This window comes from Mesorhizobium sp. NZP2298 (assembly GCF_013170825.1).
In the GTDB taxonomy this organism is placed as follows: Bacteria; Pseudomonadota; Alphaproteobacteria; order Rhizobiales; family Rhizobiaceae; genus Mesorhizobium.
The window spans coordinates 329890-355411 of record NZ_CP033365.1 but is presented as its reverse complement, the minus strand read 5'-3'; the positions used below and the strand labels follow the sequence as shown (position 1 = coordinate 355411).

The following is a 25522-nucleotide window of genomic DNA, read 5'->3' as shown; positions in this document are numbered from 1 at the left end:
GTGTATGGCGGCATCGCCGTAAGTTGGTGGGCATCGCTTCTGGAAAGGACCCCGACATGCATATTTCCCAGCTCGCGCTCACGCCGCTTATCTCGCTGATCGCCGGCGTGCTGATCCTCATAATGCCACGGCTGCTGAACTACATCGTCGCGCTCTATCTGATCGTCGTCGGATTGCTCGGTCTTTTCCCGCACCTCGCCGGCTGAGGCCGCCGATCAAGCCTCGCGCGAAGGCTGTCCCTCGCCGGGATAGGCCTGCAGTTTCAATTTTCCCTTGAGGCAGTTGTCGGCCGCGATGCGGCAATAGCGCCATTGCTCTCGGCCCGGCTTTTCGCTATGTGCCTGAAAGATGTCTTCGAAGGGGTATTCCTATGGCTGATCACTCGCCGACCGGTCCTGTCGAACTGGGCGCGAAGATGGACTATGCCGAGCATGACCGCACCTATGCGGGCTTTCTCATGCTGGCTAAATACGGGTCGCTTTTCTGCGGCGCGCTTCTTCTGGCGATGGCTTTCGGCTTCTTCGCGGGCGGCTTCTTCTCGGCGCTAATCCTGTTCGTCCTGATTATGGCCGCTGGCGCCTTCATTCTGCGATAGATGCGATAGACCTTCCAAAACCCCGTTGCCATTGACGTCGCCGGATGTTCCGGCCGACACTTTGCGCAAACAGGTTCCAGCCGAAAGGATCATGCGGTGGGACAGACGGTTTTCATCCCTCGTGAGCTTGACGCGAACGAGCCGCGTGTCGCGGCCTCGCCCGATACGGTCAAGCGACTGGCGGGGCTTGGCTTCGATGTGATTGTCGAAACCGGCGCCGGCACAAGGTCGCGCATCCCCGACGAGGAGTTTGCCAAGGCAGGTGCCACCATCGGCAAGGCGTCTGATGTCGCCAAGGCCGATGTCGTGCTGAAGGTTCGCCGACCTGATGAAGCCGAACTGAAGAACTACAAATCCGGCGCCGCCGTGATCGCCATCATGGATCCTTACGGCAATGACGCCGCCGTGGCGGCCTTGGCCAAGGCCGGCGTCACCGCCTTCTCGATGGAATTCATGCCGCGCATCACCCGCGCCCAATCGATGGACGTGTTGTCCTCGCAGGCCAACCTTGCCGGTTACCAGGCGGTGATCGACGGCGCTTCGGAATATGACCGGGCGCTGCCGATGATGATGACGGCGGCGGGCACCGTGCCGGCGGCCAAGGTCTTCATCATGGGTGTCGGCGTCGCCGGCCTGCAGGCGATCGCCACGGCGCGCCGCCTCGGCGCGGTCGTCACCGCCACCGACGTGCGCCCCGCCGCCAAGGAACAGGTCGCTTCGCTCGGCGCGAAATTTCTGGCTGTCGAGGATGACGAGTTCAAGGCCGCGGAAACCGCGGGCGGCTACGCCAAGGAGATGTCGAAGGAATACCAGGCCAAGCAGGCGGCGCTCACCGCCGAGCACATCGCCAAGCAGGACATCGTCATCACCACGGCGCTGATCCCCGGCCGCCCGGCGCCGAAACTGGTCTCGGCGGCCATGGTCGCCTCGATGAAGCCGGGCTCTGTGCTCGTCGATCTGGCGGTCGAGCGCGGCGGTAACGTCGAGGGCGCGGAAGCCGGCAAGGTCGTCACCACGGCCAACAATGTGAAGATCGTCGGCCACCTCAATGTGCCGGGCCGCGTCGCCGCATCCGCCTCGCTGCTCTATGCAAAGAACCTGTTCGCCTTCCTCGAGACGCTGGTCGACAAGACCACCAAGACGCTTGCCATCAACCGAGATGACGATCTGGTCAAGGCGACGATGCTGACCTACGGCGGCAAGGTTGTTCATCCGGCCTTCGCCAAGGCCGACCAGCAGCCCCATGTCGAGCCGGCCGCGATCCCGGCCACGACCATGGTCGCCGATGCTTCCAAGCCCGCCGCGCCGAAAAAGGCCGCGCCCAGGAAAACCGCCGCATCCAAGTCGCCCTCGCCCAAGTCGAAAGGGACCGCGTGATGGATCAGACCTTGCAGAAAGCCCTCGACCAGCTCGATCAGGCAAGTGCTGCCGTCCGGCTGGCGGTGCAGAACCTGGCAAATGCTCCAGGCGGTGCCGAAGCGGCGGGTGATGCCGCGCACGCGCTTTCGGGCGGCGCCATCGATCCCTTCGTCTTCCGTTTCGCCATCTTCGTGCTGGCGATCTTCGTCGGCTACTACGTGGTCTGGTCGGTGACCCCCGCTTTGCACACGCCGCTGATGGCCGTCACCAACGCCATCTCGTCGGTCATCGTCGTCGGCGCGCTGCTGGCTGTCGGCATTGCTGCCTCCGGCGTCGCCGCCGGTTTCGGCTTCGTCGCCCTGATGCTGGTTTCGGTCAACATCTTCGGTGGCTTCCTCGTCACCCAGCGCATGCTGGCCATGTACAAGAAGAAGGAAAAGTGACGTGACCGTCAATCTCGCTTCCTTCCTCTACCTGGTCTCCGGCATCCTGTTCATCCTGGCGCTGCGCGGCCTGTCGCATCCGACCACCAGCCGCCAGGGCAATCTCTACGGCATGATCGGCATGGGCATCGCCATCGCCACCACGCTGGCGCTGGCAACACCGTCTGCCGGCCGCTTCGGCCTGATCGTGCTCGGCCTCGCCATTGGCGGTGGTGTCGGCGCCGTCACCGCGCGCCGCATCGCCATGACCTCGATGCCGCAGCTGGTTGCGGCCTTCCACTCGCTGGTCGGCCTTGCCGCCGTCATGGTGGCGGCCGCGGCGATCTATGCGCCGGAAAGTTTCGGCATCGGCACGGCGGGCGACATCCATGCCCAGGCCCTGGTCGAAATGAGCCTTGGCGTCGCCATCGGTGCCATCACATTCACCGGCTCGGTCATCGCCTTTTTGAAGCTCGACGGCCGCATGTCGGGCAAGCCGATCATGATCGGCGGCCGCCATTTCATCAACGCCGCCCTTGGCATCGCGCTGGTCGTGCTGATCGTGCTGCTGGTCACGACCGAATCGAAACTGGTCTTCTGGCTGATCGTCGCCGCTTCGCTGGTGCTCGGCATCCTCTTGATCATCCCGATCGGCGGCGCCGACATGCCGGTCGTGGTCTCGATGCTGAATTCCTACTCGGGCTGGGCCGCCGCGGCACTCGGCTTCACGCTTGGCAATCTGGCGCTGATCATCACCGGCGCGCTGGTCGGCTCCTCCGGCGCCATCCTGTCCTACATCATGTGCAAGGGCATGAACCGAAGCTTCATCTCGGTCATCCTCGGCGGCTTCGGCGGCGAGACGGCCGCTGCGGCGGACGACGGCATCGAGCGCACTGTCAAGCAGGGCTCGGCCGATGACGCAGCCTATCTGATGATGAACGCACAGAAGGTCATCATCGTGCCGGGTTACGGCATGGCCGTCGCCCAGGCCCAGCACGCGCTGCGCGAAATGGCCGACAAGCTGAAGGCCAACGGCGTCGACGTCAAATACGCCATCCATCCCGTCGCCGGCCGCATGCCTGGTCACATGAACGTGCTCTTGGCCGAAGCCAACGTGCCTTACGACGAAGTCTTCGAACTGGAGGACATCAACTCCGAGTTCGCGCAGGCCGACGTCGCCTATGTCATCGGCGCCAATGACGTCACCAATCCCTCGGCCCGTGACGACAAGTCGTCGCCGATCTACGGCATGCCGATCCTCGACGTCGACAAGGCGCGCACCTGCCTCTTCGTCAAGCGCTCGCTCGGCTCCGGCTATGCCGGCATCGACAACACGCTGTTCTACAAGGACGGCACCATGATGCTGCTCGGCGACGCCAAGAAGATGACCGAGGAAATCGTTAAGGCCATGGATCACTGATCCGGCCAATCGCGCAAACGCCGCTTATCCGAATAGCAAAGAGCCCGGCTTCGAAACCGGGCTCTTTCATTTTCCGGGAGTGTGCCTGGGTTCAGCGGCTGGTCAGGAAAATCGCTTCCTCTTCGTCGCGCTGCCTGCCGCCGAGGGCCGCGGCGGCGCTGGCGATGAAGGCGCCGATGACCAGCGACAAGGCGCCGAGCAAGGCAAAGGTCGCGCTGCCCTTCCGGGCGGTGTCGGCCGCCTGCTTTGCCTTGACCTTGGCGTCCTCCACCTTGGCCACCAGTGCATCGACACGCGCCTTGGCGTCGGCCTCGGAAAGGCCGGTGCGGGCGGCAACCAGTTGCGATAGGTAGGTCTTGTCCTCAGCCGAAATCTCGCCCGCTGCCGCACTGGCGATAAGGATGCGTGAGGCCTGCCCGACCGCGGCGGCATCGCTGTCCGGGTTCGCGGCCGCAAGCTTGGCTGGATCGGCCGGTCTGAACAGTGAATCCACCAGATAGGAGGTCGCATTATCGGCCGATGCGCTGCCCGCATTGGCGGAAGCGCCGGCCGATGCACCCATGGCGGCACCCGACGCTACGGTTGATACCGCCTGCACGCCTGAGCTGAGTGCTGCCGAAAGCGCCGACCCAAGCACGCCGACGACGAGCAAGGTGGCCAGTGCCCAGGCGAGGAAGCCGTGAGCGGTGTCACGGAAATAGACCTCGTCGGTGTGGATCCCGACCCATTTGGTACGCAGGCGTCCGGCAAGATAGCCGCCGACGCCGGAGGACAGCCACTGCACGATGATCAGCCAGATCGCGGTCGACACAGCGAAGGTGGTGATCGAGGCGCCGGACCCTGACCATGGCGAAACCATGCTGAGGCCCAGACCGGAGCCAAGCAGCATGAGGGTGAAAGTCAGCGTCGAGGCCGCGAAGGCGCCGGCGATGATCGGCCCCCAGCTGACAGCCGTAGCTGAGGATTCTTCTGAAGCGGTTAGGTCGATAGCCGATACGGTGGGCTGCATCAACGCCCCCTACCGTACGAACAGCATGATGAGAATGATGATCGGAATCGGAATACCGAGCAACCAGAGCAAAATGCCACGTCCCATGAAGGCCTCCTGTGAGCAATTGTGATCGATGTGTCACAATGTCCCGAGAGGACTTCCGTTCCGGCGGGCTATAAAATGATTTTGTTTGCCGGCGATGGAACACGTTGGCGCGTCATGGGCCGTTTCACGAGAACGTTGAACTGCTCTATCTCTTTCCTTGAAGCTATTCCCCAGGGATAGCGCTATGCTTGGGCGCGCCAATATTGCGGTCGATCAAATATCCAGATTGGCGACCGACAGCGCATTGTCCTGGATGAATTCGCGCCGAGGCTCCACCTCGTCGCCCATCAGACGCGAGAACAGGCTGTCGGCATCGGTCGCATCATTGACCTTGACCTGCAGCAGCGAACGCACATTTGGGTCGAGCGTGGTCTCCCAGAGCTGCTCGGCATTCATCTCGCCGAGACCCTTGTAGCGCTGCATGGTCAGGCCCTTGCGGCCGGTCGCAAAGACGGCGTTGAGCAGCGCCAGCGGCCCCGAAACGGTTTCGGCCACATCCTTGCGCCGCAGCACCGGCGGCGTCCCGTAGACCTCACTGAGGCGCTGTGCGTAGCGGTCAAGCTGGCGGGCGTCGGCCGAATTGATCAGCCCCATGTCGAGATGGGCGTATTCCTTGACGCTGCGCACGGTGCGCTCGAAGACATAGCCGCCGCTGCCGTCATTCGAGGTCGACATGCGGCCGGTCCAGCCGCGCTCGGTGTCCTCGGCGATGATGTCGAGCCGTTGTGCAATCCGCTCCGCCATGGCGTTGGCGCGGCCAAGATCTCCGAAGACCTCGGGGTTGAGCCCGCCGGCGATCGCGGCTTGTTCGACCACGCCTCTGTTGTAGCGCGTGTGCAGGCCGTTGATCAGCTGGCGGACAGCGAGCGCGTCGTCAACGGCACCGCGCAGATCCTGCCCGGTCCGCACTTCGCCTGAACCCAGCGTGAGCGAAGCTTCCTCCAACCCGGACTCGATCAGGAACTCCTCGAAGGCGCTTTCATTCTTGATGTATTGCGAGCTCTTGCCACGCGTTACTTTGTAGAGCGGCGGCTGGGCGATGTAGAGATGGCCGCGCTCGATCAGCTCCGGCATCTGCCGGAAGAAGAAGGTGAGCAGCAGGGTTCTGATATGGGCACCGTCGACGTCGGCGTCGGTCATCAGGATGATCTTGTGGTAGCGCAGCTTGTCGGCGTTGAACTCGTCCTTGCCGATCGAGGTGCCGAGCGCGGTGATCAGCGTGCCGATCATGTCGGAGCCGAGCATGCGGTCGAAGCGGGCACGCTCGACATTGAGGATCTTGCCGCGCAGCGGCAGGATGGCCTGGTTCTGGCGCGAGCGGCCGCCCTTGGCCGAGCCACCGGCCGAGTCACCCTCGACGATGAAGATTTCCGATTTTGCCGGGTCGCGCTCCTGGCAGTCGGCCAGCTTGCCCGGCAACGAAGTGACGCCGAGCGAGGTCTTGCGGGTGATGTCGCGCGCCTTGCGCGCGGCTTCGCGCGCCGCCGCGGCCTGGATCACCTTCTCGATGACCACCTTGCCTTCCGTCGGATGCTCTTCCAGCCAGGTGCCGAGCGCCTCGTTGACCAGTCCCTCGACCACCGGCCGCACTTCCGACGAGACCAGCTTGTCCTTGGTCTGCGAGGAGAACTTCGGGTCGGGAACCTTCACCGACAGCACCGCCGTCAGGCCCTCGCGGCAATCGTCGCCGATCAGCGAGACCTTTTCCTTCTTGGTCTGACCCGAGGATTCGCCATAGCCGGTGATCTGGCGCGTCAGCGCGCCACGGAAGCCGGCCAGATGGGTACCGCCATCACGCTGCGGGATGTTGTTGGTGAAGGCCAGCACGTTCTCGTGGTAGCTGTCGTTCCACCACATCGCCACTTCGACGGTGATGCCGTCGCGCTCGGCCTTGATGGCGATCGGCTTCTCGATCAGCGGTTTCTTGACCCGGTCGAGATATTTGACGAACTCTTCGAGGCCTCCATCATAGTGCAGTTCATGCCGTACGATGTCAGCGTGACGGGCATCGGTCAGAACGATGCGCACGCCGGAATTGAGGAAGGCGAGCTCGCGCAGCCGGTGCTCCAGCGTGCCGAAGTCGAACTCGACCATGGTGAAGGTCTCGGCCGACGGAAAGAAGGTGATCGAGCTGCCGCTGCGACCCTCATAGGTGCCTGGCTGCTTGTCCTGTTGGTAGCTACCCGTCGCCTTCAGCGGCGCATCGGCATTGCCGTGGGTGAAGCTCATCTCATAAATCTGGCCGTTGCGGCGGATCTTGAGCTTCAGCCATGCCGAAAGGGCGTTGACCACCGAGACACCGACGCCATGCAGGCCGCCCGACACCTTGTAGGAGTTCTGGTCGAACTTGCCGCCGGCATGCAGCTGCGTCATGATCACTTCGGCGGCCGAAATGCCTTCGCCGGTGTGGATATCGGTCGGAATGCCACGGCCATTGTCGATTACCGTCACCGAACCATCGGGGTTGAGCGTCACGGTGACGAGATCGGCGTGACCGGCCAGCGCCTCGTCGATGGCGTTGTCGACCACCTCATAGACCATGTGATGCAGGCCGGAACCGTCGTCGGTGTCGCCGATATACATGCCAGGGCGTTTGCGGACAGCATCCAACCCCTTCAAAACCTTGATGGAATCGGCGCCGTATTCGGCTTCGGCGCCGTTGGTGTTCTCGGTCTGGTCGCTCATGAAAACCTATTGTCTAGATGCCGCTTGTACAGCGCGAAAAATCGGCCCCGAATCGCGCGTCTGATATGCGCTAGATATAGGCGCTAAAGGCGGTTTTTCCAAGGTTTGCGGGCATTTCCCCAGGGATGGGCCGGCTGTCCATGGCTGGCTCCCGCCGGGCGCTATTTCGCCTTGGCCACGCGCTCCCTGAGAAACTTGATCATGAACCTGTAACGCGGCGCCAGCCGCCCGGTCCGGTCGAGTTCCAGCGTCATGTCGAGCGCCTGGGAAAGCACCGCCTTGGGGTTCTTGGCGACCTGGGCGTAGTCGACCATGGCGACCACCAGGTCGCGCTGCCATGTCGCGTTGTCAGGGTCGGACCGGGCAAGCTGCTGGCGGATGTCGAGGCTGTCCTGAAAGGCCTGCCGTGCACCCTTGACGTCGCGCTGCCTGACCTTGAGCATGCCGATCTCGGACAGCGTGATCGACAGGTCGCGTTGCCAGTCGGCATTCGCCGGATCGAGCTTCGCCAGCCTGTCGGCGATGGCGAAACTGTCCATATAGGCTTTCAGCGCCCCGTTCTGGTCGCCCTGAATGGCGAGAACCCCGGCGACCTTTTCAATAGATACCGAAAGGTCGCGCTGCCAGTCGGTGTTGTTTGGATCGCTGGCTGCCAGCACGCGGGATATTCGGAGCGCTTCCTGATAGGCGGCCAGTGCGTCCGGCCATTTCTCCTGGTCGCTCAGCGCATTGCCGATCTTGGCGTTGCCGACCGACAGGTCGCGTTTCAACTCGCTGTTGTCGGGATCGCGGCTGACCAGTTGTTCGACGATCGCCTGGCTCGCCTGGTAGGCCGCGAGCGCACCGGCGGCATCGCCGCGTTCGCGCTTGAGATCGCCGATCGTGTCATGGCTGACGGAGACGTCGCGCTGGCGCTCGGCATCCTGCGGCTTCTTACCGGCCAGCGTCAACCGGATCTTCAGGCTCTCCTCATAGGCCGCCTCGGCATTGTCGAACTGACCGGCGCTGTGCGCCAGATGGCCGATCTCGTCATAGGTGATGGTCAGGTCGCGTTGCAGGTCGGCGCGTTCGGGTTCGTTGGCGGCGAGCTGTTTCTTGATCGACAGGCTTTCCTGATAGACCTGCGAGGCCCCCGCCAGATCGCCTTGCGTCACCAGCACGTTGCCGATCTTGTCGTCGACCATGGCGAAATCGCCGAACCATGGCAGGCGGCCGGGCTCGGCCGCGGTCAAATCCAGGAGCATGGTTCTGGCCGTCTGGTAATTCTCCAGGGCGGCCGGCAGGTCGCCTTGCGCCATCCTGATATTGCCGAGCTTGATATGGCTGACGGCAAAGTCGCGCTTGACGCTCGGATCGGTTTCCCGGGCGGAGCGCAATTCGAGATTGGATACCAGCGCCGAAAAGGCGCGGCCCGCGGCGTCGGTGTTGCCGACAAGGGTGTAGAGCTTGCCGAGTTCGTCCAGGGTGCGGATCTGGCGGTCGGCATCCTCCAGCGCCAATGAGGACTGCCCGGCCTCGCCATAGAGCGACAACACCGTTTCATAGTCCTTGATGGCGGTGGCGTAGTCGAGGTCGGCGCGCGCCGCACCGCCGGACAGATAAAGCGTCGCGGCCTCGGAAAGGGTGCGGCTGACGAAATTGACCTTCAGCGCCTGGCGCGAAACATTGTCGATGTCGGCTGCCTTGGCGAGAAGGGCGCGGGCGCCATCGAAGGCGCCGAGCGAAAGCTGTTCCTCGGCCTGCCGGCGCAACTCCGCCACCCGCGGATCGTCGGAGGCGAGTGTCTTCATTTCGCTGCGCACCTTGACGAACGCGTCGGCAGCTTCGCGCAGCCGGGCGTTCAGGCTGTCGGCGGAGAGATGGCCGGCGTCGGCGCTGATCAGTGCGCCATAGAGCGGGGCCAGCGGCATGTCGGCGTCGCTGGCGATCTGCTCGACCTCGCCGCGCATCTCCGGTGTCACATCGGCCATGGCAAGCAGCAGGCGTTCGCGCTCCGGCAGCTGTTCCTTGGCCGCAGTGGCAAAGAACAATTTCGGCAGGCCGCTTTCGACATAAGGCAGCTGTTTGCCGCGTGTGAGGTCATACACCTCCTGCTGCACCAAGGTCAGCACCGAGCGGATCTCGAGCCCGTCCGTGCCGAGATATTTGGTCAGCGCCGTCGTGAAGGGTGAGTTTTGCCCGGTGCCGTCGGCGGCCGTCTCGCCGGGTGCGGCCGAGAAAGCGAACAGGATGTTTTCCGCTCGCCCGACGCGGCCGAGGCCTGGCTTGACCTTGTCGGCGACATCCTTCGCTAGCGAGGTCGCGCCGCGACCGTCGCCGCTGCTCCCCGAGAACGGATCACTGCGGCAGGCGTCGAGTACGATCAGCCCGACCTTCGCGGTGGCGGCCACGGCGTCGCGCACCTCTTCCAGCGGCAGGCTGGTCTTGTCCAGTTGATCGAGCGAGGAGGCGTCGGCATCGACCGGCAGCAGCCGGTTGTCGCCGGAGATTTCGACGCCATGGCCGGAGAAATAGACCAAGGCCACATCGGCGCCCTTGGCATCCTCGCGAAAATCGTCGAGAGCGCGCCGCATACGCCTGAGGTCGCGATTGGTTTCGAGCACGACCTCGAAGCCGAGTTTCTTCAGCGCGGCTTGCATGGCCTCGCCATCATGCAGGGGATTGGCAAGCGGCCGGACCAGCCGGTAGTCATCCTCGGCGATGACCAGCGCCACGCGCCGTTCCGCGGCCGCGGTGACGGTGGTCGCAAGCATCAGCAGCAAGGCAAACAGCAAACGCAAGTCGAACCGCCCCCGGCTCAGTCCCTTGCCGACCATTCCACCTCTTTATGGCGCGGGCAAGCCGGGCATTCGGCCAAACCGGCTCTTTCAGGCAGCGCGCATCGGTTTCAACGCCTCGCTCCAGCGCAACAGCTCGTCCAGCATGGTCCTCGCGCCGCCGGTCACCTGGTCGCTGGCGCTGAAGGCACCGTTCTCGTCGAGCAGCTTCTGGTACATCGGCAGCGCGACGCCCTCGGGGATCGGCATGATCCCCACGGCGGCCAACAGAGGCTTCAGCGCCTGCGCAGCGCGCAGGCCGCCGGAGACGCCGCCATAGCTGAAAATGGCGGCGGGCTTGTACTTCCATTCGCGCGCGAGGTAGTCGATCGCGTTGATGATCGCGGGCGCGGCGAAATAATTGTACTCCGGCGCCACGAAGACAAAGGCGTCGGCGGCGTCGATCGCCTTCGACCATGCCTTGGTGTGGTCGTTCTGATAGTTGCCCAGCCTCGGATGATGCGGCTCGTCGAGCACCGGCAGGTGGAATGCGGCGATGTCGGTCAGCACCGGTTCGAATTTCCCGTGCTCGCGCGCGAACGTCTCCAGCCATTCCGCGAAAACAGGACCGGCGCGGCCTGGCCGCGTGCTGCCGATGATGATGTTCAACTGGTGCTTCAAGACAGGCTCCTTTGTCGGCGGTATCTGTTGGTGACTGTCACTACGGCAGAGCGTCCTGTCGGACAAGGTTGAACGCCAGGCGGAGCGGTCACGATCGGATGAACAGACTGTCTGCTTCGTACCGCGAATTGCCTGCCGTTCGGTCACATGGACGTCCGGGGTGCCAGCCACTACATTGAAGCAGCAGCGGAGCACTTCATGGACATTCAGCCCGCCCCCTTCGTTCCCCCCGCACCGAAGCCGCGAACATCGCCGCCTTCGACGCTGGAGATGATCCGCATCGTCTACCGCAATCCGCTCGAACTCTGGGGTGAGCCGACCTACAACGAACCCTGGATTTCGGCCAAGGGTGCGGGCGGACCGTTGGTCATCGCCAACGATCCTGGCCTCATCCGCCATGTTCTGGTCGACAACGCCAAGAACTACAAGATGGCGACGGTGCGCCAGAAGATCTTGCGCCCGATCCTGCGCGATGGCCTGCTGACCGCCGAGGGCGAGGTCTGGAAGCGGTCGCGCAAGGCAATGGCGCCGGTGTTCACGCCGCGCCACATCTTCGGCTTTGCCCAGCCGATGCTGAAACGCACTAGGGAGTTTGTCACCCGCTACGAGCAGGGCGGCACATCCGACATCGCCCATGACATGACGCTGCTCACCTACGACATCCTGGCCGAGACGCTGTTCTCCGGCGAGATCGCGGGCGAGCCGGGCAGTTTTGCCAACGAGATCGACCGTTTGTTCGAGACCATGGGCCGTGTCGATCCGCTCGACCTGTTGCGCGCCCCCGACTGGCTGCCGCGGCTCACCCGCATCCGCGGCCGCAAGACCATGGCCTATTTCCGCAAGATCGTGACCGATACCGTCAAGATGCGCGAAGAGAAATTCAGGCGTGATCCCGATGCCGTACCACAGGATTTCCTGACGCTGTTGCTCAAGGCCGAAGGCCCGGAGGGGCTGACGCGCTCGGAGGTCGAGGACAACATCATCACCTTCATCGGCGCCGGCCATGAGACGACGGCGCGTGCGCTTGGCTGGACGCTTTATTGCCTGGCCGAATCGCCATGGGAGCGCAACCGGGTCGAGCAGGAAATCGACCAGGTTCTGGCGCGCGAGCCCGATCCGACAAAATGGCTCGACGCCATGCCATTGACCCGCGCCGCCTTCGACGAGGCGCTCCGGCTCTATCCGCCGGCGCCGTCGATCAACCGCGAGCCGATCGTGCCCGAGATGTGGAAGGATCTCTATATCCCCAAGCACGCGGCCGTGCTGGTGATGCCGTGGGTCGTCCATCGTCACAGGAAGCTGTGGGACCGGCCAGATGCCTTCCTGCCCGAGCGTTTCCACCCGGGGAACCGTGAAAAGATCGACCGTTTCCAGTATCTGCCGTTCGGAGCAGGCCCGCGCGTCTGCATCGGCGCCAGTTTCGCCATGCAGGAGGCGATCATCGCACTCGCCATCCTTTTGTCGCGCTTCCGCTTCGACACCACGGCCGAAACAAAACCCTGGCCGGTGCAGAAATTGACGACCCAGCCGCAAGGCGGGCTGCCGATGCAGGTCACGCCTCGCTAGAGCAATTCCAGGAAAAGTGTATAACGGTTTTCCGTCCGGAATTGCGTAAAAACAAATAGTTAGAGCGGTTCTGCGATTCGGTGAAACGCTCTAGCTAGGCATGCCGACATTCAGGTGATCCCGCCTGCGAACGATGGCGGCCTGACGTGAATCTCAACGCACCTTGGGCTTATGCCGCGGGCTTGCGCTGCTGGAACTGGCCGGCGGCGCGGAAGCGCCAGAGGTAGCTCGGCAGGATCGTTGCGATCGACTGTGGCTGGATGCCAAGCCCGGCAAGTGTCCGGTTGGCCTTGGCAGCGGCGTCCGAAACGATGTTATGCTCGCGCAACTGCATCACCTGGTCCTTGGTCAGCAGCGGATTGGGCAACAGGCCGAGGATCGACGCCTGGATGTTGGCCACCCACCACGGCACCGGGACCAGCAGGCGCTTGCGCTCGATCACCGTCAGCAACTCTTCCATGCACTCCTTGAAGGTGAGCACATTGGGGCCGCCAAGCTCGTAGATCTGGCCGCGATTGACCTTGCCGTCGACCGAGCGCGCCACCGCCTCGGCAACGTCCCCGACATAGACCGGCTGGAACTTGGTCTGGCCGCCGCCGATCAGCGGCAGCACCGGCGAATAGCGCGCCATGTTGGCAAAGCGGTTGAAGAAGCTGTCCTCGGGTCCGAAGGTGATCGACGGCCGGAAGATGACGGCGTCGGGAATCGTCTCCAGCACGGCCTTCTCGCCTAGCGCCTTGGTGCGCGCGTAACCCGATTCGGAGCCCGCATCGGCGCCAAGCGCCGAAACATGCGTCAGCCCGGCGCCAACGGAACGCGCGGCCTCGGCGACGGCGCGGGCGCCGAATTCATGCACGGCGGAGAATTTCTGCCGGCCGCTCTCATGCAGGACGGCAACGAGATTGACGACATGGTCGGCCCCTTGCACGGCGCGGTCGACCGACCAGCGCACCCGCACATTGGCCTGTACCGGCTGGATCTGGCCTACGTTGCCGAGCGGCTGCAAATGGCCGGCAAGGTCGGGCCGCCGGCAGGCGACCCGGATGCGATAGCCGCGCTTGGCCAGCGCGCGCACGACATGGCGGCCGACAAAGCCTGACCCGCCAAAGACGACGACGAGCTTTGGGGTCTGCAGGATTTCGGTCATGGTGGGCTCCGGCGCACTTTCCAGATGGCTTGGCTGAAGCCGTTTCATAGTCCGTTTTGCGCTAAAGGCAAAGGGTGACGCGTCGTCGCGTCACCGCTCTCGAAAGCTTGTCAGAATGCCTTGCCGATGCGGGCGTCGACCGAGTGCCGGTTGCCGCCGCGAATGACGAAGAAGAGCAGGATCGCGGCCCACAAAAGCGACTTCTCGGCACCCGAATAGCCCTGGCCCATGGTCACCCAGTGGAACCAGACGGTGACCAGCAGCACGAACAGGCCGGCAAAAGCGGCCGGCCGTGTCAAAAACCCGATGGCGATGAAAATGCCGCCGAAAAATTCGGTGCAGGCCAGAAGCAGCGACCAGAAGGCGCCGGGATAGAAGCCGAGGCCTTCGACCATTTCGGCCGCACCGAAAGGATTGGTGATCTTCTGCGAGCCATGGATGGTAAGAAACCCGCCGGCGATGACGCGAAGAAGGGTTTCGGCCCCGTCATGCAGCGACGAATACAGGCGGCCAAGCGCCGGAATGATCAGCTTGCCGTGGGAAGCGTCGGTGGTTGCGGACATCGTGGCTCCTGTTGTTGTGATGATCCCCTCGCAAACGCCCGATGGTCCCCGTCAAGTCAAGTTAACAAAAGTTAACTTTCACAATCATGTTTATGTGCGCAGGATGAAACGCAGAAAACCCCGCCGAAGCGGGGTTTTCCGGGTGAAGTTCATGTCGAAACCAGGGTCCAACGAGGCGGCCTGACCTGAGACGGTATCAGCTTGGCGTGAAGCAAGCACGCCCGCCCCAGCCCTGGACGCATCCGACAGAAGACACCGACCGGGCAACCCCAACCCGGACAGTCATGGGTCGTCGCAATGCGCGCAAAGGTTCACGAAGGCGCGGAAAAAAAGTCGATTTCTTCAAGCCGAATAGCGCTCGGCGAATTCGGAAATGCGCTGCACCACCGCCTTGGGCGCGGTGATGCCGCGCGCCTGCGCCTTCTCGACCGCCTCGGCCCGGGCACGGCCCGGCACATGCACGCCAAAGCGGCGGCGCAGACGGTCAAGCTGGTCCTTCATGCGCTGCTCGAAATCCGGGTCGAGCAGCTTGGGCTCGATGGCCAGCACGAACAGGCCGGTTCCGGGGCTGTCCGGCCCACCGGTGAACCATGGCGCGTCGAGCGACCAGTTGGCCCCGGAAATGCCCGCCGCCAGCACTTCGACCATCAGCGCGATGTTGGCCCCGCGCTGGCCGCCAAAGGCAAGCATAGCGCCTTTCATGGCCGCTGCCGGATCGGTGGTCGGGTTGCCGCTGGCGTCCAGCGCCCAGCCTTCGGGAATTTTCTTGCCGTCCTCGGCCGCCTTGCGGATGTTGACGAAGGCCGTGGCGCTCGAGGACTGATCGATGACAAGCGGCGCGCCGTCGGCGGCCGGTGCGGCAAACGACATCGGGTTGGTGCAATAGACCGGCTTGACAGAGCCCGAGCCGGCGAGAACGGCCGGGCCATTGGTGGCGGCGAACGATACCAGTCCCTGTGCCGCCAGCCTTCCGGTGAAATAGCCAAGAGCGCCGCATGTATAGGCGTTCTTCTGCGAGAAGATGGCAACGCCGAACAGTCTTGCCGCCTTGGCGAGGTCGTCGATCGTCCGGTCGAAGCCGGTATGCGCCAGCCCGCCGCGTGCGTCGGAGAGATAGACGGCCAGCGCCGGCCTGGTGATCACCGGATCGGCATTGCCGTCGATGCGGCCGGCCTCGAGGGCCTCGAGATAGTCGATGAAATGCGAAAGCCCGACGGCCGAAAGCCCTTCCGCCTCGGCTGCGATGATCGAGGCCGTGAGCGATTGCGCGGCCTCCTCATTGGCGCCGGCGCCGAGTGCCGCCATCCGGCACAGTCCTCTTGCCTGGTCGAGACTGAGTTGCATTATGGCCGTCCTGGGGTCGCGAGAACTGGTTGAGTTGGTCGGGTCCGTGCGTGCGTAGCAGCAGATGAGCCGGCGTTTGTGTTGAAAATCGTCCGCAACTGCAAGAAAAGCGGCGGATATCTCCATCGTGCCGTGCGCGATCGGTGCGCCTCTAGCCGACCTTGACGGGTATCCGCGCTTCGATCCGGCTGAAGGCCAGGACGAGAATGCCGGTGATCGCCATATAGATCAACGCCAGCAGCAGCAAGGGCTCGTAGGTGAGGTAGGTATCCTGTCGCACCTTGGACGAGACGGCGAAGATATCGATGACGCTGATCGTCGCCACCAGGGGCGTCGACTTCAACTGCAGCACGGTTTCACCGGTCAGCGTCGGCAGTGCCCGATAGAAGGCTTGCGGCAGCCATATGCGCTGGAAGATCTTCCAGCGGCTCATGCCGAAGGCGCGGGCGGCTTCCAGCTGTCCCTTGGGCACGCCGGCAAAGGCGCCGCGCATCACCTCGCCCTCGTAACCGGCGAAGGACAGGGTCAGCGCCAGCACGCCATACGGCCAGGCCTGTCTGAGATAGGGCCACATCCAGGATTCGCGGATCCATGGATATTGCGGGAACAGCGAACCCAGCCCGTAATAGAGCAGCCACAGTTGCAAAAGCAGCGGTGTGCCGCGGATGATGGTGCAGAAAACCTTCGCCGGCGCCGCAACCCAGATTGAACCGGCGGCTTGCGCCAGCCCGACCGGCACGGCGATCAGAAAGCCGAGCACGCAGGTGACGGCCAGGATCCACAGGGAGCGCCAGATGCCCATCAGGCCCAGTGCCCAATATTGCGGCAGCCAGTCCCAGCGCATGAAAAAGGCGGCTGACAGCACCAACCCCAGAGCCATCACGATGAGGACGATGCGATGCGGCTGCAGCCATAGCGAGGCGCGCGCCGCCGTGTTGATGATGGCAGCTTCGCCCACCATCAGCGTGCGTCCTTGATCGAAGGCATGCCGCGCCGCGCCCATTTCTCGGCGCGGCCAAGCAGGAGGTTGGAAAACAGCGTCACCGCGAGATAGAGCACGCCCGCGGCGAGATAGAATATCAGATAGGCCTTGGTGACTCCTGCCGCCTGCCGTGTCGCAAGCGTCAGTTCGAAGAAGCCGACGACGGCCAGCAGCGCGGTGTCCTTGGTCGCGATCAGCCACAGATTGGCGAGACCCGGAATGGCGAAGGGCAGCATCGCCGGCAGGGTGATGCGCCGCAGGAGAAGGCCGGGCGACATGCCGTAGGCACGGGCGGCTTCGATCTGGCCCTGCGGGATGGCAAGGATCGCGCCGCGCATGACTTCTGTCGAGTAGGCGCCCTGGACGAAGCCAAGCACGGCTATGCCGGCCACCAGCCCGTTGATATCGACACGCTGGTAGCCGATCGCGGTGAGCACCTGGTTTATCAGGTCGGTGCCGGCGTAGTAGAGCAACAGGATCAGCACCAGTTCGGGCACGGCGCGCACCACGGTGGTGTAGACCGCAAGCAGGTCGCGCACGACAGGCCCGCCATAGAGCTTGCCATAGGCACCGCAGGTTCCGATGAACAGGCCGACGATCGTGGCGCCGACGGCGATCTCGATCGAATGCAGCAGCCCGAGCATGAGTGTCCCGCCCCAGCCGACCGGCGCGGGCGAGAGGAGTTCGATGATACCGGCCGCCGAGGCCGGAAGAAACGCGTCGATCAGCTTCGCCCCCGGTTTGCTGGCGCTATTCGCCGACGTCAGTGGCCGACGGCAAGCATGCGTGGGAAGGGTCGGCCGGAGAGCGTGACCTTGGCGTCATGCCCTCCGGCCTGTGGGAGGGGGGTCAGTTCGACTGCGTCGAGCCGCCGTAAATGTCGAAATCGAAATATTTCTTCGAGATTTCGTCATACTTGCCGTTGGCGCGGATCGCCTTGATGCCGGCGTTGATCTTTTCCTTCAGGGCGGTGTCTTCCTTGCGCACGCCGGCGCCGACGCCCGGTCCGAGCACTTCGTCGTCAGGAGCCACCATGCCCTTCAAGTCGCAGCAGGCCTTGCCCTGGTCGGACTTGAGGAATTCGCCAAGGGCGATGGAGTCTGCCTGCACCGCATCGAGGCGGCCGGCGGCGAGATCCTGGTTGGCTTCGTCCTGGGTCTGGTATTCCTTGATTTCGGAAGCGGTGGCGCCGAAGTGCTTCTTGGCGTAGACGGCGTGCACGGTCGACACCTGGACGCCGACGACCTTGCCCTTGAGGTCATCCGGCGTCGAGCCGAACTTCTGGTCCTTCGGTCCGATGATCGCCGTCGGCGTGTTGTAATACTTGTCCGAGAAGTCGATCGTCTTCTTGCGTTCGTCGGTGATCGACATCGACGAGACGATGAGATCGATCTTCTTGGTGGTCAGCGCCGGAATGATGCCGTCCCAGGCAACGGGCGTGATGACGCAGTCGAGTTTTTCCTCGGCGCAGACGGCGTCGATGAAGTCGATCTCCCAGCCGACCCATTTGCCCGAAGCATCCGGCGAGGTGAAGGGCGGATAGGGCTCGGCGGCGACACCGATCTTGACCGGATCGGCCTTGGCCACGCCCATGGCTGCGACGCCGAGCAGCAGTGCCGCAGCAAATGTCTTCAGAACAGTCTTCATTTCAAACTCCCAGTTTGTTGTTGGTTCCCGGTTTTCTTCCGTCTCGGCCTGTCCCTAGCCGATGTTGCGGATGAACTGCTTCAGCCTTTCGGATTTCGGTGCGCCGAAGATCTGCTCCGGCGGCCCTTCTTCCTCGACCAGCCCGTTGTAGAGATAGACGACGTGGGTCGCGACCTCGCGGGCGAACTTCATTTCATGGGTGACCAGCACCATGGTGCGGCCCTCGCGCGCCAGGTCGCCGATCACCTTCAGCACCTCGCCGACCAGTTCGGGGTCGAGCGCCGAGGTCGGCTCGTCGAACAGCATGACGCGCGGATTGATGGCGAGCGCGCGCGCGATAGCGGCGCGCTGCTGCTGGCCGCCCGACAGATAGGCGGGATAGACGTCGCGCTTTTCGGCAAGCCCGACGCGCGCCAGCAGCTTTTCGGCCTGGGCGATCGCCTCGTCGCGCTTGACGCCAAGCACATGCACCGGAACCTCGATGACGTTTTCGATCAGCGTCATGTGGCTCCACAGATTGAAATTCTGGAACACCATGCCGAGCTTGGAGCGGATGCGCTCGATCTGCTTGCGGTCTGCCGGAACGGTGTGGCCGTGGCTGTCCGCCTTCAGCTTGATCTCCTCGCCATTGACGCGGATGATGCCGCTGGTCGGATTTTCGAGGCAGTTGATGCAGCGCAGCAGCGTCGATTTGCCCGAGCCTGAGCCACCGATGATGGCGATCACCTCACCGTCGCGCGCCGACAGCGACACGCCCTTCAGCACATGCAGTTCGCCGAATTTCTTGTGCAGGTTTTCGACATGGATGGCTTCGGCGGCGCCGTCCTGCGCCGTTTGTGTGAGGACGGATGCGGCGCCCTGCGCCATCATCCCTTCGACGCTCCGCGGAGCGGTCGAGCCCATCGCTGCTGGATTGTTTTACCCATTACCCATCACTGGACAGAGTTCCCATTCTCAAGATGGACCGTTCCGCTTGCCTCCGTCAACCATGGTTTTTGGACCATTGATCACGGCTTGCTGTAGTGGTTAGTGGCGGCAGGGATGTTTCGGGAGAATTTAGTGGGCAAAACATACGGTTCGCAGTCCATGGCAGGACCGCTCAAACGCGTGCTGATGCGATCCGCGTCGAGTGCCATGCGCCACGCCAGGGCGCGGGAATGGCACTATGGCCCAGGCTTTGACCCGCAAAAAGCCGCCGCCCAGCATGAGCGGCTGACGCGGCTGGTCGCGGCTTCAGGTGCCGAGATCGAATGGCTGACGGACGCCGATGACGGGCTGGCCGATTCCGTCTTCACCCACGACCCTTCGCTGATGACCGATCACGGCGCCATCATCCTGTCCATGGGCAAGGCACTGCGCCGGCCGGAGCCCGGCCTGCACGAAGCCGCCTACACCAGCATGGGCATTCCGATCCTCGGCCGCATCGAGCATCCCGGTCAGGTGGAAGGTGGTGACTGCGTCTGGGTCGATGCCGGCACGCTGGCCATCGGCCGCGGCGTACGCACCAACCAGGACGGCATCCAGCAGCTCGCCAACCTGCTTTCGCCCAAGGGCATACAGGTCTTTGGTTTCGATCTGCCGCTGTGGCACGGCGAAGAGGCCTGCCTGCATCTGATGTCGGTGATCAGCCCGCTCGCCGACGATCTGGCATTGGTCTATTCGCCGCTCCTGCCGGCGCCTTTCTACCAGATGCTGCGGGCACGCGGCATCAAGCTGGTCGAGGGCGATGCCGATGAGTTCATGGCCTCCAACGGGCTCAGCCTCAACGTCCTGCCGACCGCACCACACCAGGTGATCGCCGTCGCCGGTTTTCCCAAGACGGCGGCGGCCATGGCGGCGGCCGGCTGCACGGTCTCCACCTTCGAGGCGGATGCGCTGTGTATCGCTTGCGAGGGTGGTCCGACCTGCCTGACACGTCCGGTGCTGCGCCAATGACGACAGCTGGGACGACCACGGGGCCGACCATCGGCGAGGCCCTCATCACGCTGCTCGAAGCCCACGGCGTCGACACCGTCTTCGGCATTCCCGGCGTCCACACGGTCGAGCTCTACCGTGGCCTGGCGCGCTCGAAAATCCGCCATGTCACGCCGCGCCACGAACAGGGCGCCGGCTTCATGGCCGACGGCTATGCCCGCGCCAGCGGCAGGCCGGGTGTCGCCTTCGTCATCACCGGACCGGGGCTGACCAACACCATCACCGCCATGGGCCAGGCGCGCGCCGATTCGGTGCCGATGCTGGTCATCTCGGGTGTCAACGCCACGCCGACACTGGGCAAGGGGCTTGGCTTCCTGCATGAGCTGCCGGATCAGCGCGGCATGATGGAAAAGGTGGCGCTGTTATCGCAGCGTGTCACCGAGGCCAGCGAGTTGCCCGGGGCATTGGCACGGGCCTTCGCCCTGTTTTCGTCCTCGCGGCCGGGCCCGGTGCATATCGAGATCCCGACCGATGTCATGGTCAAGCCGGCTGACGATATCGCGGCACTGCTGAGCAATGCGGCACCGCCGGCGCCGGACGGCGCGGCAATTGCCCGTGCAGCCAAACTCATCGCGGCCGCGCGCCGCCCGCTGATCTTGGCCGGCGGCGGCGCCAAGTGTGCCGAAGCGCCATTGCGGCGCCTGGCCGAGAAACTCGGTGCGCCGGTCATCGAGACCACCAATGCGCGGGGTCTGCTGCACCGCCACCCGCTCTGCGTGCCGGCAAGCCCCAGCCTGAAGGCGGTCCGCGCGCTGATGGCCGAGGCCGATCTGGTGATTGCCGCCGGCACCGAATTCGGTCCGACCGATTATGACGGCTACGGCGATGGCGGCTTCGTTCTGCCTTCCAACCTGATCCGCATCGACATCGGCGCCGACCAGCTCGCGCGCCGCCCGGTGACGATCGGTATCCAGGCCGACTGCGCCGAGGCGATCGAGGCCTTGCTCGCCGCGACCGGCTCCGCTCATCCTGCGGCGCCAGACGGCGAGGCACGCGCCGCCGCGGCGCGGAGGGCGGCGTTCGCCGAGCTCAGCCCGGCCTATGTGGCGCAGGTGCACGCGGTGGAAATGATCCGTGACGCACTGCCGGGCGCCATTGTCGTCGGCGATTCGACGCAGCCGGTCTATGCCGCCAACCTCTACTACGACCACGACCGGCCGGGCGGCTGGTTCAACGCCGCCACCGGCTTTGGCGCGCTTGGTTACGGCCCGCCGGCGGCGATCGGGGCGGCACTTGCCGTGCCCGATGCACCGGTCGTCTGCCTGACTGGAGACGGTGGTTTCCAGTTCACGCTGCCCGAACTCGGCGCGGCACTCGATGCCCAGGCCCCGGTCATCTTCGTGATCTGGAACAACAGGGGCTATCGCGAGATCGAGACCTCGATGCTCGATGTCGGTGTGGAACCTGTCGGGGTCTCGCCGGCGCCGCCGGATTTCTGCAAGCTGGCCGAAGCCTATGGCATCGGTGCCGAGCGGCTGGCCGATATCGGCGCCTTGCCGCAGGCGTTGAGGCAGGCGCGGGCGACCGGGTTGCCGCGTGTCATCGAAATCACGGTCGATTGAGCGCCAAGGCCGGCGTTGATTTTTCAACCTGTATCGGCCATTCGCCGGCTTGCCTGTTGCACGGCTGGAGCCGCAGGGCCGGCAAATCGCGGTGGCCAGCGAGCTGACGCATGCAAAGACGCAACAACTGCCATGTCGAGATATCAGTTGAGTGATTGGCCGAAAGGCGCGACGCTTCGCGTCGGCGCGGCGCAACAAGCGAAATAATCATAAGAATACGACAGGAGCGATCCAGGATGACGGAAACACTTCAAGGCAGGCATATCGTCGTGACCGGTGGAACCGGTGCGCTCGGCGGCGCGGTGGTTGGCAGACTGCTGGAGCAGGGCGCGATCTGCCATGTGCCGAACGCACATGCCGCGGCACCCCAGCATTTTCCATTCGCCGCGCATGAGAATGTCAAGCTGGCGCACAATGTCGACCTGTCGGATTCCGCCAAGGTTGAAGGCTTCTACACCCAGGTTCCCGCCTTGTGGGGATCGATCCATCTCGCCGGCGGTTTCGCCATGGCGCCGGTGGAAAAGATCGAATCGGCGTCCTTTGCCGAGATGATGGACACCAATGCCCGCACCACCTTCCTGTGCAGCCGCGCGGCTATTCGTTCGATGCTGGCTTCGGGCACCGCTGGGCGCATCGTCAATGTGACCGCGCGGGCCGGGCTCGACCCCAGGCGCGGCGCCGGCATGGTCGCCTACACGGCCAGCAAGGCGGCGGTCGCGGCCATGACGGTGGCGATGGCCGAAGAGCTCAAGGCCAAGGGCATCCTGGTCAATGCCGTGGCCCCCTCGACGCTCGACACGCCGGCAAACCGCGCCGACATGCCGGATGCCGATTTCACCAAATGGGTCAGCCTCGAAGCGGCTGCCGAAGCCATCGCCTATCTCGCCTCGCCGGCCAACCAGGCGATGAGCGGAACGCTGGTGCCGCTCTACGGCCGGGCGTAGCTCCGCAATCGAACGACCTGGCTTTCGCCAAAGAAAAACCCCGCCGGATCGCTCCGGCGGGGTTTTGTTTTGGGGGTGGAAGAAGAGGCTTAGTTGCCCTGCTTCTTCAGCGCGGCACCCAGGATATCGCCCAGCGAAGCGCCGGAGTCGGTCGAGCCGTACTGGGCGACCGCTTCCTTCTCTTCGGCGATTTCCAGCGCCTTGATCGAGACCTGCAGCTTGCGGGTCTTCTTGTCGAAGGCGATGACGCGGGCATCGACCTTCTGGCCGACGGTGAAGCGCTCGGGGCGCTGCTCGTCGCGGTCGCGGCTCAGGTCCGAGCGCTTGATGAAGGTCTCGATGCCGCTGTCGACCAGCCGCACTTCCAGACCGCCATCCTTGACGCCGATGACCTCACAGGTGACGACGGCGTTCTTGCGCAGTTCGCCCGAAGTCGCCGCTTCGCCGACCGTGTCGCGGGCCAGCTGCTTGATGCCGAGCGAGATGCGCTCCTTCTCGATGTCGACGTCGAGCACCTGCGCCTTGACGATGTCGCCGCGATTGTACTCTTCGATGACCTGCTCGCCCGGACGGGTCCAGTCGAGGTCGGAGAGGTGCACCATGCCGTCCACGTCGCCTTCCAGGCCGATGAACAGGCCGAACTCGGTCTTGTTCTTGACCTCGCCCTCGACCTGGCTGCCGACCGGATGGTTGCGCGCGAAGGCTTCCCACGGATTCTCGAGCGTCTGCTTGAGGCCGAGCGAGATGCGGCGCTTGGCCGGATCGACCTCGAGCACCACGACGTCGACTTCCTGCGTCGTCGACAGGATCTTGCCGGGATGCACGTTCTTCTTCGTCCACGACATTTCCGAAACGTGGATGAGGCCTTCGATGCCCGGCTCCAGCTCGACGAACGCGCCGTAGTCGGTGATGTTGGTGACGGTGCCCTTGATCTTCTTGCCGATCGGGAACTTGGTGCCGATCTCGGACCACGGATCGCTCTCGAGCTGCTTCATGCCGAGCGAGATGCGGTGGGTTTCCTGATTGATGCGGATGATCTGCACCTTGACCGTCTGACCGATGTTGAGGATTTCAGTCGGATGGTTGACGCGGCGCCATGCCATGTCGGTGACATGCAGCAGGCCGTCGATGCCGCCGAGGTCGACGAACGCACCGTAGTCGGTGATGTTCTTGACGACGCCTTCGACAACCTGGCCTTCTTCGAGGTTCTGCACGATTTCCGAACGCTGTTCGGCGCGGCTTTCCTCGAGCACGGTGCGGCGCGACACCACGATGTTGCCGCGGCGGCGATCCATCTTGAGGATCTCGAAGGGCTGCGGGTTGTGCATCAGCGGGGAGACGTCGCGGATCGGGCGGATATCGACCTGGCTGCGCGGCAGGAAGGCCACGGCGCCGTCGAGGTCGACGGTGAAGCCGCCCTTGACCTGGTTGAAGATGACGCCTTCGACGCGCTCACCCTTGGTGAACTTCTCTTCGAGGCGGACCCAGCTCTCTTCGCGGCGGGCCTTCTCACGCGAAAGCATCGCTTCGCCAAGCGCGTTCTCGATGCGCTCGACATAGACTTCGACGGTGTCACCGACCTTGAGGGTCGTGTCCTTGCCCTTGACGCCGAATTCCTTCAGCGGCACGCGGCCTTCGACCTTGAGGCCGACGTCGATGATGGCCATGTCCTTTTCGATCGCGGTGATCGTGCCCTTGACGACCTGACCTTCGCCGGAATGGCCGGTGGTGAATGATTCTTCGAGCAGGCTCGCGAAATCGTCGCGAGTGGGATTTGCAGCTGACATTGTTTCTCCTGGAGTGCCCCGCATCTCTGAGCGGGACGGGCGCCGTGGGTTAGCGTTGCGTTGGCCTGCCGGCGTTCCGGGCTTTAAAAAGCCCTGGGCCGCTTTGAAGCGGCAATTCCGGCGCATGAAGAATGCTGGCAGGCTGGTTCGTGCCCGATATGGGTATTTTCTTCGCTTCCGGCAACGGAAACAGCATGAAAACCCGGATCAGGCCTTGTTTCTCCTGGCCAGCACGTCGTCAACGATCGCCATGGCCGCGAGAAACGCGGCTTCTATAGCCATTTCGCTGGTATCAAGCAAGTGCGCGTCGGCGGCCGGCTTCAAGGGCGAGTCGGCACGGCCCATGTCGCGCTCGTCGCGGCGCACGATGTCGGCGAGGATTTCGGCGAAATTGGCGGTGCCGCCGATGCTTTCGATCTCGGCCAGCCGGCGTCGTGCCCGCACTTCGGCACTCGCCGTCACATAGAGTTTGATGTCGGCGTCGGGGCACACGACAGTGCCGATGTCGCGCCCGTCCAGCACCGCGCCCGGCGGCGTCTTGGCGAACGCGCGCTGCTTCTCGACGAGAATGCGCCGCACGGTCGGGAACACCGCGACCTTCGAGGCCGCCTCGCCAACGGCATGCGCCGACAAGACCGCGCGATCGAGCTTCGCCAGGTCGACCTGACGGGCGGCGGTTTCGGCGGCCGAGACGTTGTCGAGCGGCAGCGCGTGCTGGATGAGCGCATAAGCGACCGCCCGGTAGGTGAGGCCGGTGTCGAGCAGGTTCAGCCGGTAGTGGTCGGCCAGACGCCGGGCGAGGGTGCCCTTGCCTGCGCCGGCGGGGCCGTCGATGGCGATGGTGAAGGTTGAGGTCATTGGCAGCCCAGCGCTTCGCAAGGCTTGGCGTCCAGCCCACGCGCCTTCGTCATCCCAGGGCGGAGCAGGAGCGCAGCTGCGTCGCGGAGACCCTGGGATCCATGCCGTGACATCAGTCGAAGAATGCTGCGGTC

At 64.0% G+C, this 25522-nt stretch carries 22 protein-coding genes; 9 read left to right on the top strand and 13 right to left on the bottom strand.

Annotated elements, in window-relative coordinates:
* Positions 1-56: 56 nt before the first annotated feature.
* The 5 genes from EB231_RS01610 to EB231_RS01590 all read left to right on the top strand — a co-directional run bounded on the left by EB231_RS01610 (position 57) and on the right by EB231_RS01590 (position 3796).
* Positions 57-206 carry a DUF3096 domain-containing protein gene (locus tag EB231_RS01610; RefSeq protein ID WP_019862764.1) on the top strand — a complete coding sequence of 50 codons (150 nt, stop codon included), beginning with the start codon at positions 57-59 and terminating at the stop codon, positions 204-206.
* 164 nt (positions 207-370) lie between these two features.
* On the top strand, positions 371-595 hold the full coding sequence (locus EB231_RS01605) for an aa3-type cytochrome c oxidase subunit IV (protein WP_172347303.1): 225 nt from the start codon (positions 371-373) through the stop codon (positions 593-595).
* Between the two features lie 96 nt (positions 596-691).
* Positions 692-1972 (top strand): Re/Si-specific NAD(P)(+) transhydrogenase subunit alpha, encoded by a 1281-nt coding sequence (locus EB231_RS01600; protein WP_172347302.1) that lies wholly within the window; start codon positions 692-694, stop codon positions 1970-1972.
* Positions 1972-2397 carry a proton-translocating transhydrogenase family protein gene (locus tag EB231_RS01595; protein WP_056570342.1) on the top strand — a complete coding sequence of 142 codons (426 nt, stop codon included), beginning with the start codon at positions 1972-1974 and terminating at the stop codon, positions 2395-2397. The genes EB231_RS01600 and EB231_RS01595 overlap by 1 nt, the downstream gene beginning before the upstream one ends.
* Before the next feature lies 1 nt (position 2398).
* Positions 2399-3796 carry an NAD(P)(+) transhydrogenase (Re/Si-specific) subunit beta gene (locus tag EB231_RS01590; RefSeq protein WP_056569240.1) on the top strand — a complete coding sequence of 466 codons (1398 nt, stop codon included), beginning with the start codon at positions 2399-2401 and terminating at the stop codon, positions 3794-3796.
* Between the two features lie 91 nt (positions 3797-3887).
* On the opposite strand, the gene EB231_RS01585 is transcribed toward EB231_RS01590, so the two are convergent.
* From EB231_RS01585 to EB231_RS01570, 4 genes are all read right to left on the bottom strand, one after another.
* On the bottom strand, positions 3888-4805 hold the full coding sequence (locus EB231_RS01585; protein ID WP_172347301.1) for a hypothetical protein: 918 nt from the start codon (positions 4803-4805) through the stop codon (positions 3888-3890).
* Between the two features lie 300 nt (positions 4806-5105).
* Positions 5106-7577: a DNA topoisomerase (ATP-hydrolyzing) subunit B gene (gyrB, locus tag EB231_RS01580; protein WP_172347300.1), complete on the bottom strand. Its 2472-nt coding sequence runs from the start codon at positions 7575-7577 to the stop codon at positions 5106-5108.
* A 161-nt stretch (positions 7578-7738) separates the two neighbouring features.
* Complete coding sequence (locus EB231_RS01575; protein WP_172347299.1) at positions 7739-10357, bottom strand: caspase family protein; 2619 nt, start codon at positions 10355-10357, stop codon at positions 7739-7741.
* An 87-nt stretch (positions 10358-10444) separates the two neighbouring features.
* Positions 10445-11014, bottom strand: a complete 570-nt coding sequence (locus tag EB231_RS01570) for an NADPH-dependent FMN reductase (protein WP_172347298.1) — start codon at positions 11012-11014, stop codon at positions 10445-10447.
* A 198-nt stretch (positions 11015-11212) separates the two neighbouring features.
* Between EB231_RS01570 and EB231_RS01565 the strand changes: the two genes are divergently transcribed.
* Positions 11213-12580 (top strand): cytochrome P450, encoded by a 1368-nt coding sequence (locus EB231_RS01565; protein ID WP_172347297.1) that lies wholly within the window; start codon positions 11213-11215, stop codon positions 12578-12580.
* 169 nt (positions 12581-12749) lie between these two features.
* On the opposite strand, the gene EB231_RS01560 is transcribed toward EB231_RS01565, so the two are convergent.
* The 7 genes from EB231_RS01560 to EB231_RS01530 all read right to left on the bottom strand — a co-directional run bounded on the left by EB231_RS01560 (position 12750) and on the right by EB231_RS01530 (position 19133).
* Positions 12750-13727 carry a complex I NDUFA9 subunit family protein gene (locus EB231_RS01560; RefSeq protein ID WP_172347296.1) on the bottom strand — a complete coding sequence of 326 codons (978 nt, stop codon included), beginning with the start codon at positions 13725-13727 and terminating at the stop codon, positions 12750-12752.
* 110 nt (positions 13728-13837) lie between these two features.
* A complete protein-coding gene (locus EB231_RS01555; protein WP_172347295.1) occupies positions 13838-14290 on the bottom strand; it encodes a DoxX family protein in 453 nt (150 codons plus the stop codon).
* 342 nt (positions 14291-14632) lie between these two features.
* The gene (locus tag EB231_RS01550) at positions 14633-15634 is read right to left on the bottom strand and encodes an Ldh family oxidoreductase (RefSeq protein WP_172347294.1); all 1002 of its coding nucleotides are present in this window, start codon (positions 15632-15634) and stop codon (positions 14633-14635) included.
* Positions 15635-15785: 151 nt separating this feature from the next.
* A complete protein-coding gene (locus tag EB231_RS01545; RefSeq protein ID WP_172347293.1) occupies positions 15786-16595 on the bottom strand; it encodes an ABC transporter permease in 810 nt (269 codons plus the stop codon).
* Positions 16595-17260: an ABC transporter permease gene (locus EB231_RS01540; protein ID WP_056569260.1), complete on the bottom strand. Its 666-nt coding sequence runs from the start codon at positions 17258-17260 to the stop codon at positions 16595-16597. Before EB231_RS01540 ends, EB231_RS01545 begins: the two co-directional genes overlap by 1 nt.
* 205 nt (positions 17261-17465) lie before the next feature.
* Positions 17466-18263 carry a transporter substrate-binding domain-containing protein gene (locus EB231_RS01535; RefSeq protein ID WP_056569263.1) on the bottom strand — a complete coding sequence of 266 codons (798 nt, stop codon included), beginning with the start codon at positions 18261-18263 and terminating at the stop codon, positions 17466-17468.
* A gap of 54 nt (positions 18264-18317) precedes the next feature.
* Positions 18318-19133: an ABC transporter ATP-binding protein gene (locus tag EB231_RS01530; protein ID WP_445299296.1), complete on the bottom strand. Its 816-nt coding sequence runs from the start codon at positions 19131-19133 to the stop codon at positions 18318-18320.
* Positions 19134-19349: 216 nt separating this feature from the next.
* On the opposite strand from EB231_RS01530, the gene EB231_RS01525 reads away from it, so the two are divergent.
* From EB231_RS01525 to EB231_RS01515, 3 genes are all read left to right on the top strand, one after another.
* Positions 19350-20198, top strand: coding sequence for a dimethylarginine dimethylaminohydrolase family protein (locus EB231_RS01525; protein WP_172352777.1), 849 nt, complete (start codon positions 19350-19352; stop codon positions 20196-20198).
* Entirely contained in the window at positions 20195-21799 is a 1605-nt protein-coding gene (locus tag EB231_RS01520; protein WP_172347291.1) for a 5-guanidino-2-oxopentanoate decarboxylase, read from the top strand. Before EB231_RS01525 ends, EB231_RS01520 begins: the two co-directional genes overlap by 4 nt.
* A 236-nt stretch (positions 21800-22035) precedes the next feature.
* A complete protein-coding gene (locus EB231_RS01515; protein ID WP_172347290.1) occupies positions 22036-22743 on the top strand; it encodes an SDR family NAD(P)-dependent oxidoreductase in 708 nt (235 codons plus the stop codon).
* Positions 22744-22832: 89 nt separating this feature from the next.
* Here EB231_RS01515 and rpsA read toward each other — a convergent pair whose 3' ends face one another.
* Together rpsA and cmk are read right to left on the bottom strand one after the other, a co-directional pair.
* Positions 22833-24530 carry a 30S ribosomal protein S1 gene (gene rpsA, locus EB231_RS01510; protein WP_056569274.1) on the bottom strand — a complete coding sequence of 566 codons (1698 nt, stop codon included), beginning with the start codon at positions 24528-24530 and terminating at the stop codon, positions 22833-22835.
* Positions 24531-24737: 207 nt separating this feature from the next.
* Entirely contained in the window at positions 24738-25388 is a 651-nt protein-coding gene (cmk, locus tag EB231_RS01505) for a (d)CMP kinase (protein WP_172347289.1), read from the bottom strand.
* Positions 25389-25522 lie beyond the last annotated feature (134 nt).

What these genes read in the sequence shown, in the direction of transcription:
- EB231_RS01610 (WP_019862764.1), top strand. Translation starts at nt 57, where the DNA reads ATGCATATTTCCCAGCTCGCGCTCACGCCGCTTATCTCGCTGATCGCC.
- EB231_RS01605 (WP_172347303.1), top strand. Translation starts at nt 371, where the DNA reads ATGGCTGATCACTCGCCGACCGGTCCTGTCGAACTGGGCGCGAAGATG.
- EB231_RS01595 (WP_056570342.1), top strand. Translation starts at nt 1,972, where the DNA reads ATGGATCAGACCTTGCAGAAAGCCCTCGACCAGCTCGATCAGGCAAGT.
- EB231_RS01585 (WP_172347301.1), bottom strand. Translation starts at nt 4,805, where the DNA reads ATGCAGCCCACCGTATCGGCTATCGACCTAACCGCTTCAGAAGAATCC.
- gyrB (WP_172347300.1), bottom strand. Translation starts at nt 7,577, where the DNA reads ATGAGCGACCAGACCGAGAACACCAACGGCGCCGAAGCCGAATACGGC.
- EB231_RS01565 (WP_172347297.1), top strand. Translation starts at nt 11,213, where the DNA reads ATGGACATTCAGCCCGCCCCCTTCGTTCCCCCCGCACCGAAGCCGCGA.
- EB231_RS01560 (WP_172347296.1), bottom strand. Translation starts at nt 13,727, where the DNA reads ATGACCGAAATCCTGCAGACCCCAAAGCTCGTCGTCGTCTTTGGCGGG.
- EB231_RS01555 (WP_172347295.1), bottom strand. Translation starts at nt 14,290, where the DNA reads ATGTCCGCAACCACCGACGCTTCCCACGGCAAGCTGATCATTCCGGCG.
- EB231_RS01550 (WP_172347294.1), bottom strand. Translation starts at nt 15,634, where the DNA reads ATGCAACTCAGTCTCGACCAGGCAAGAGGACTGTGCCGGATGGCGGCA.
- EB231_RS01545 (WP_172347293.1), bottom strand. Translation starts at nt 16,595, where the DNA reads ATGGTGGGCGAAGCTGCCATCATCAACACGGCGGCGCGCGCCTCGCTA.
- EB231_RS01540 (WP_056569260.1), bottom strand. Translation starts at nt 17,260, where the DNA reads ATGCTCGGGCTGCTGCATTCGATCGAGATCGCCGTCGGCGCCACGATC.
- EB231_RS01535 (WP_056569263.1), bottom strand. Translation starts at nt 18,263, where the DNA reads ATGAAGACTGTTCTGAAGACATTTGCTGCGGCACTGCTGCTCGGCGTC.
- EB231_RS01530 (WP_445299296.1), bottom strand. Translation starts at nt 19,133, where the DNA reads ATGATGGCGCAGGGCGCCGCATCCGTCCTCACACAAACGGCGCAGGAC.
- EB231_RS01525 (WP_172352777.1), top strand. Translation starts at nt 19,350, where the DNA reads ATGGCAGGACCGCTCAAACGCGTGCTGATGCGATCCGCGTCGAGTGCC.
- EB231_RS01520 (WP_172347291.1), top strand. Translation starts at nt 20,195, where the DNA reads ATGACGACAGCTGGGACGACCACGGGGCCGACCATCGGCGAGGCCCTC.
- EB231_RS01515 (WP_172347290.1), top strand. Translation starts at nt 22,036, where the DNA reads ATGACGGAAACACTTCAAGGCAGGCATATCGTCGTGACCGGTGGAACC.
- rpsA (WP_056569274.1), bottom strand. Translation starts at nt 24,530, where the DNA reads ATGTCAGCTGCAAATCCCACTCGCGACGATTTCGCGAGCCTGCTCGAA.
- cmk (WP_172347289.1), bottom strand. Translation starts at nt 25,388, where the DNA reads ATGACCTCAACCTTCACCATCGCCATCGACGGCCCCGCCGGCGCAGGC.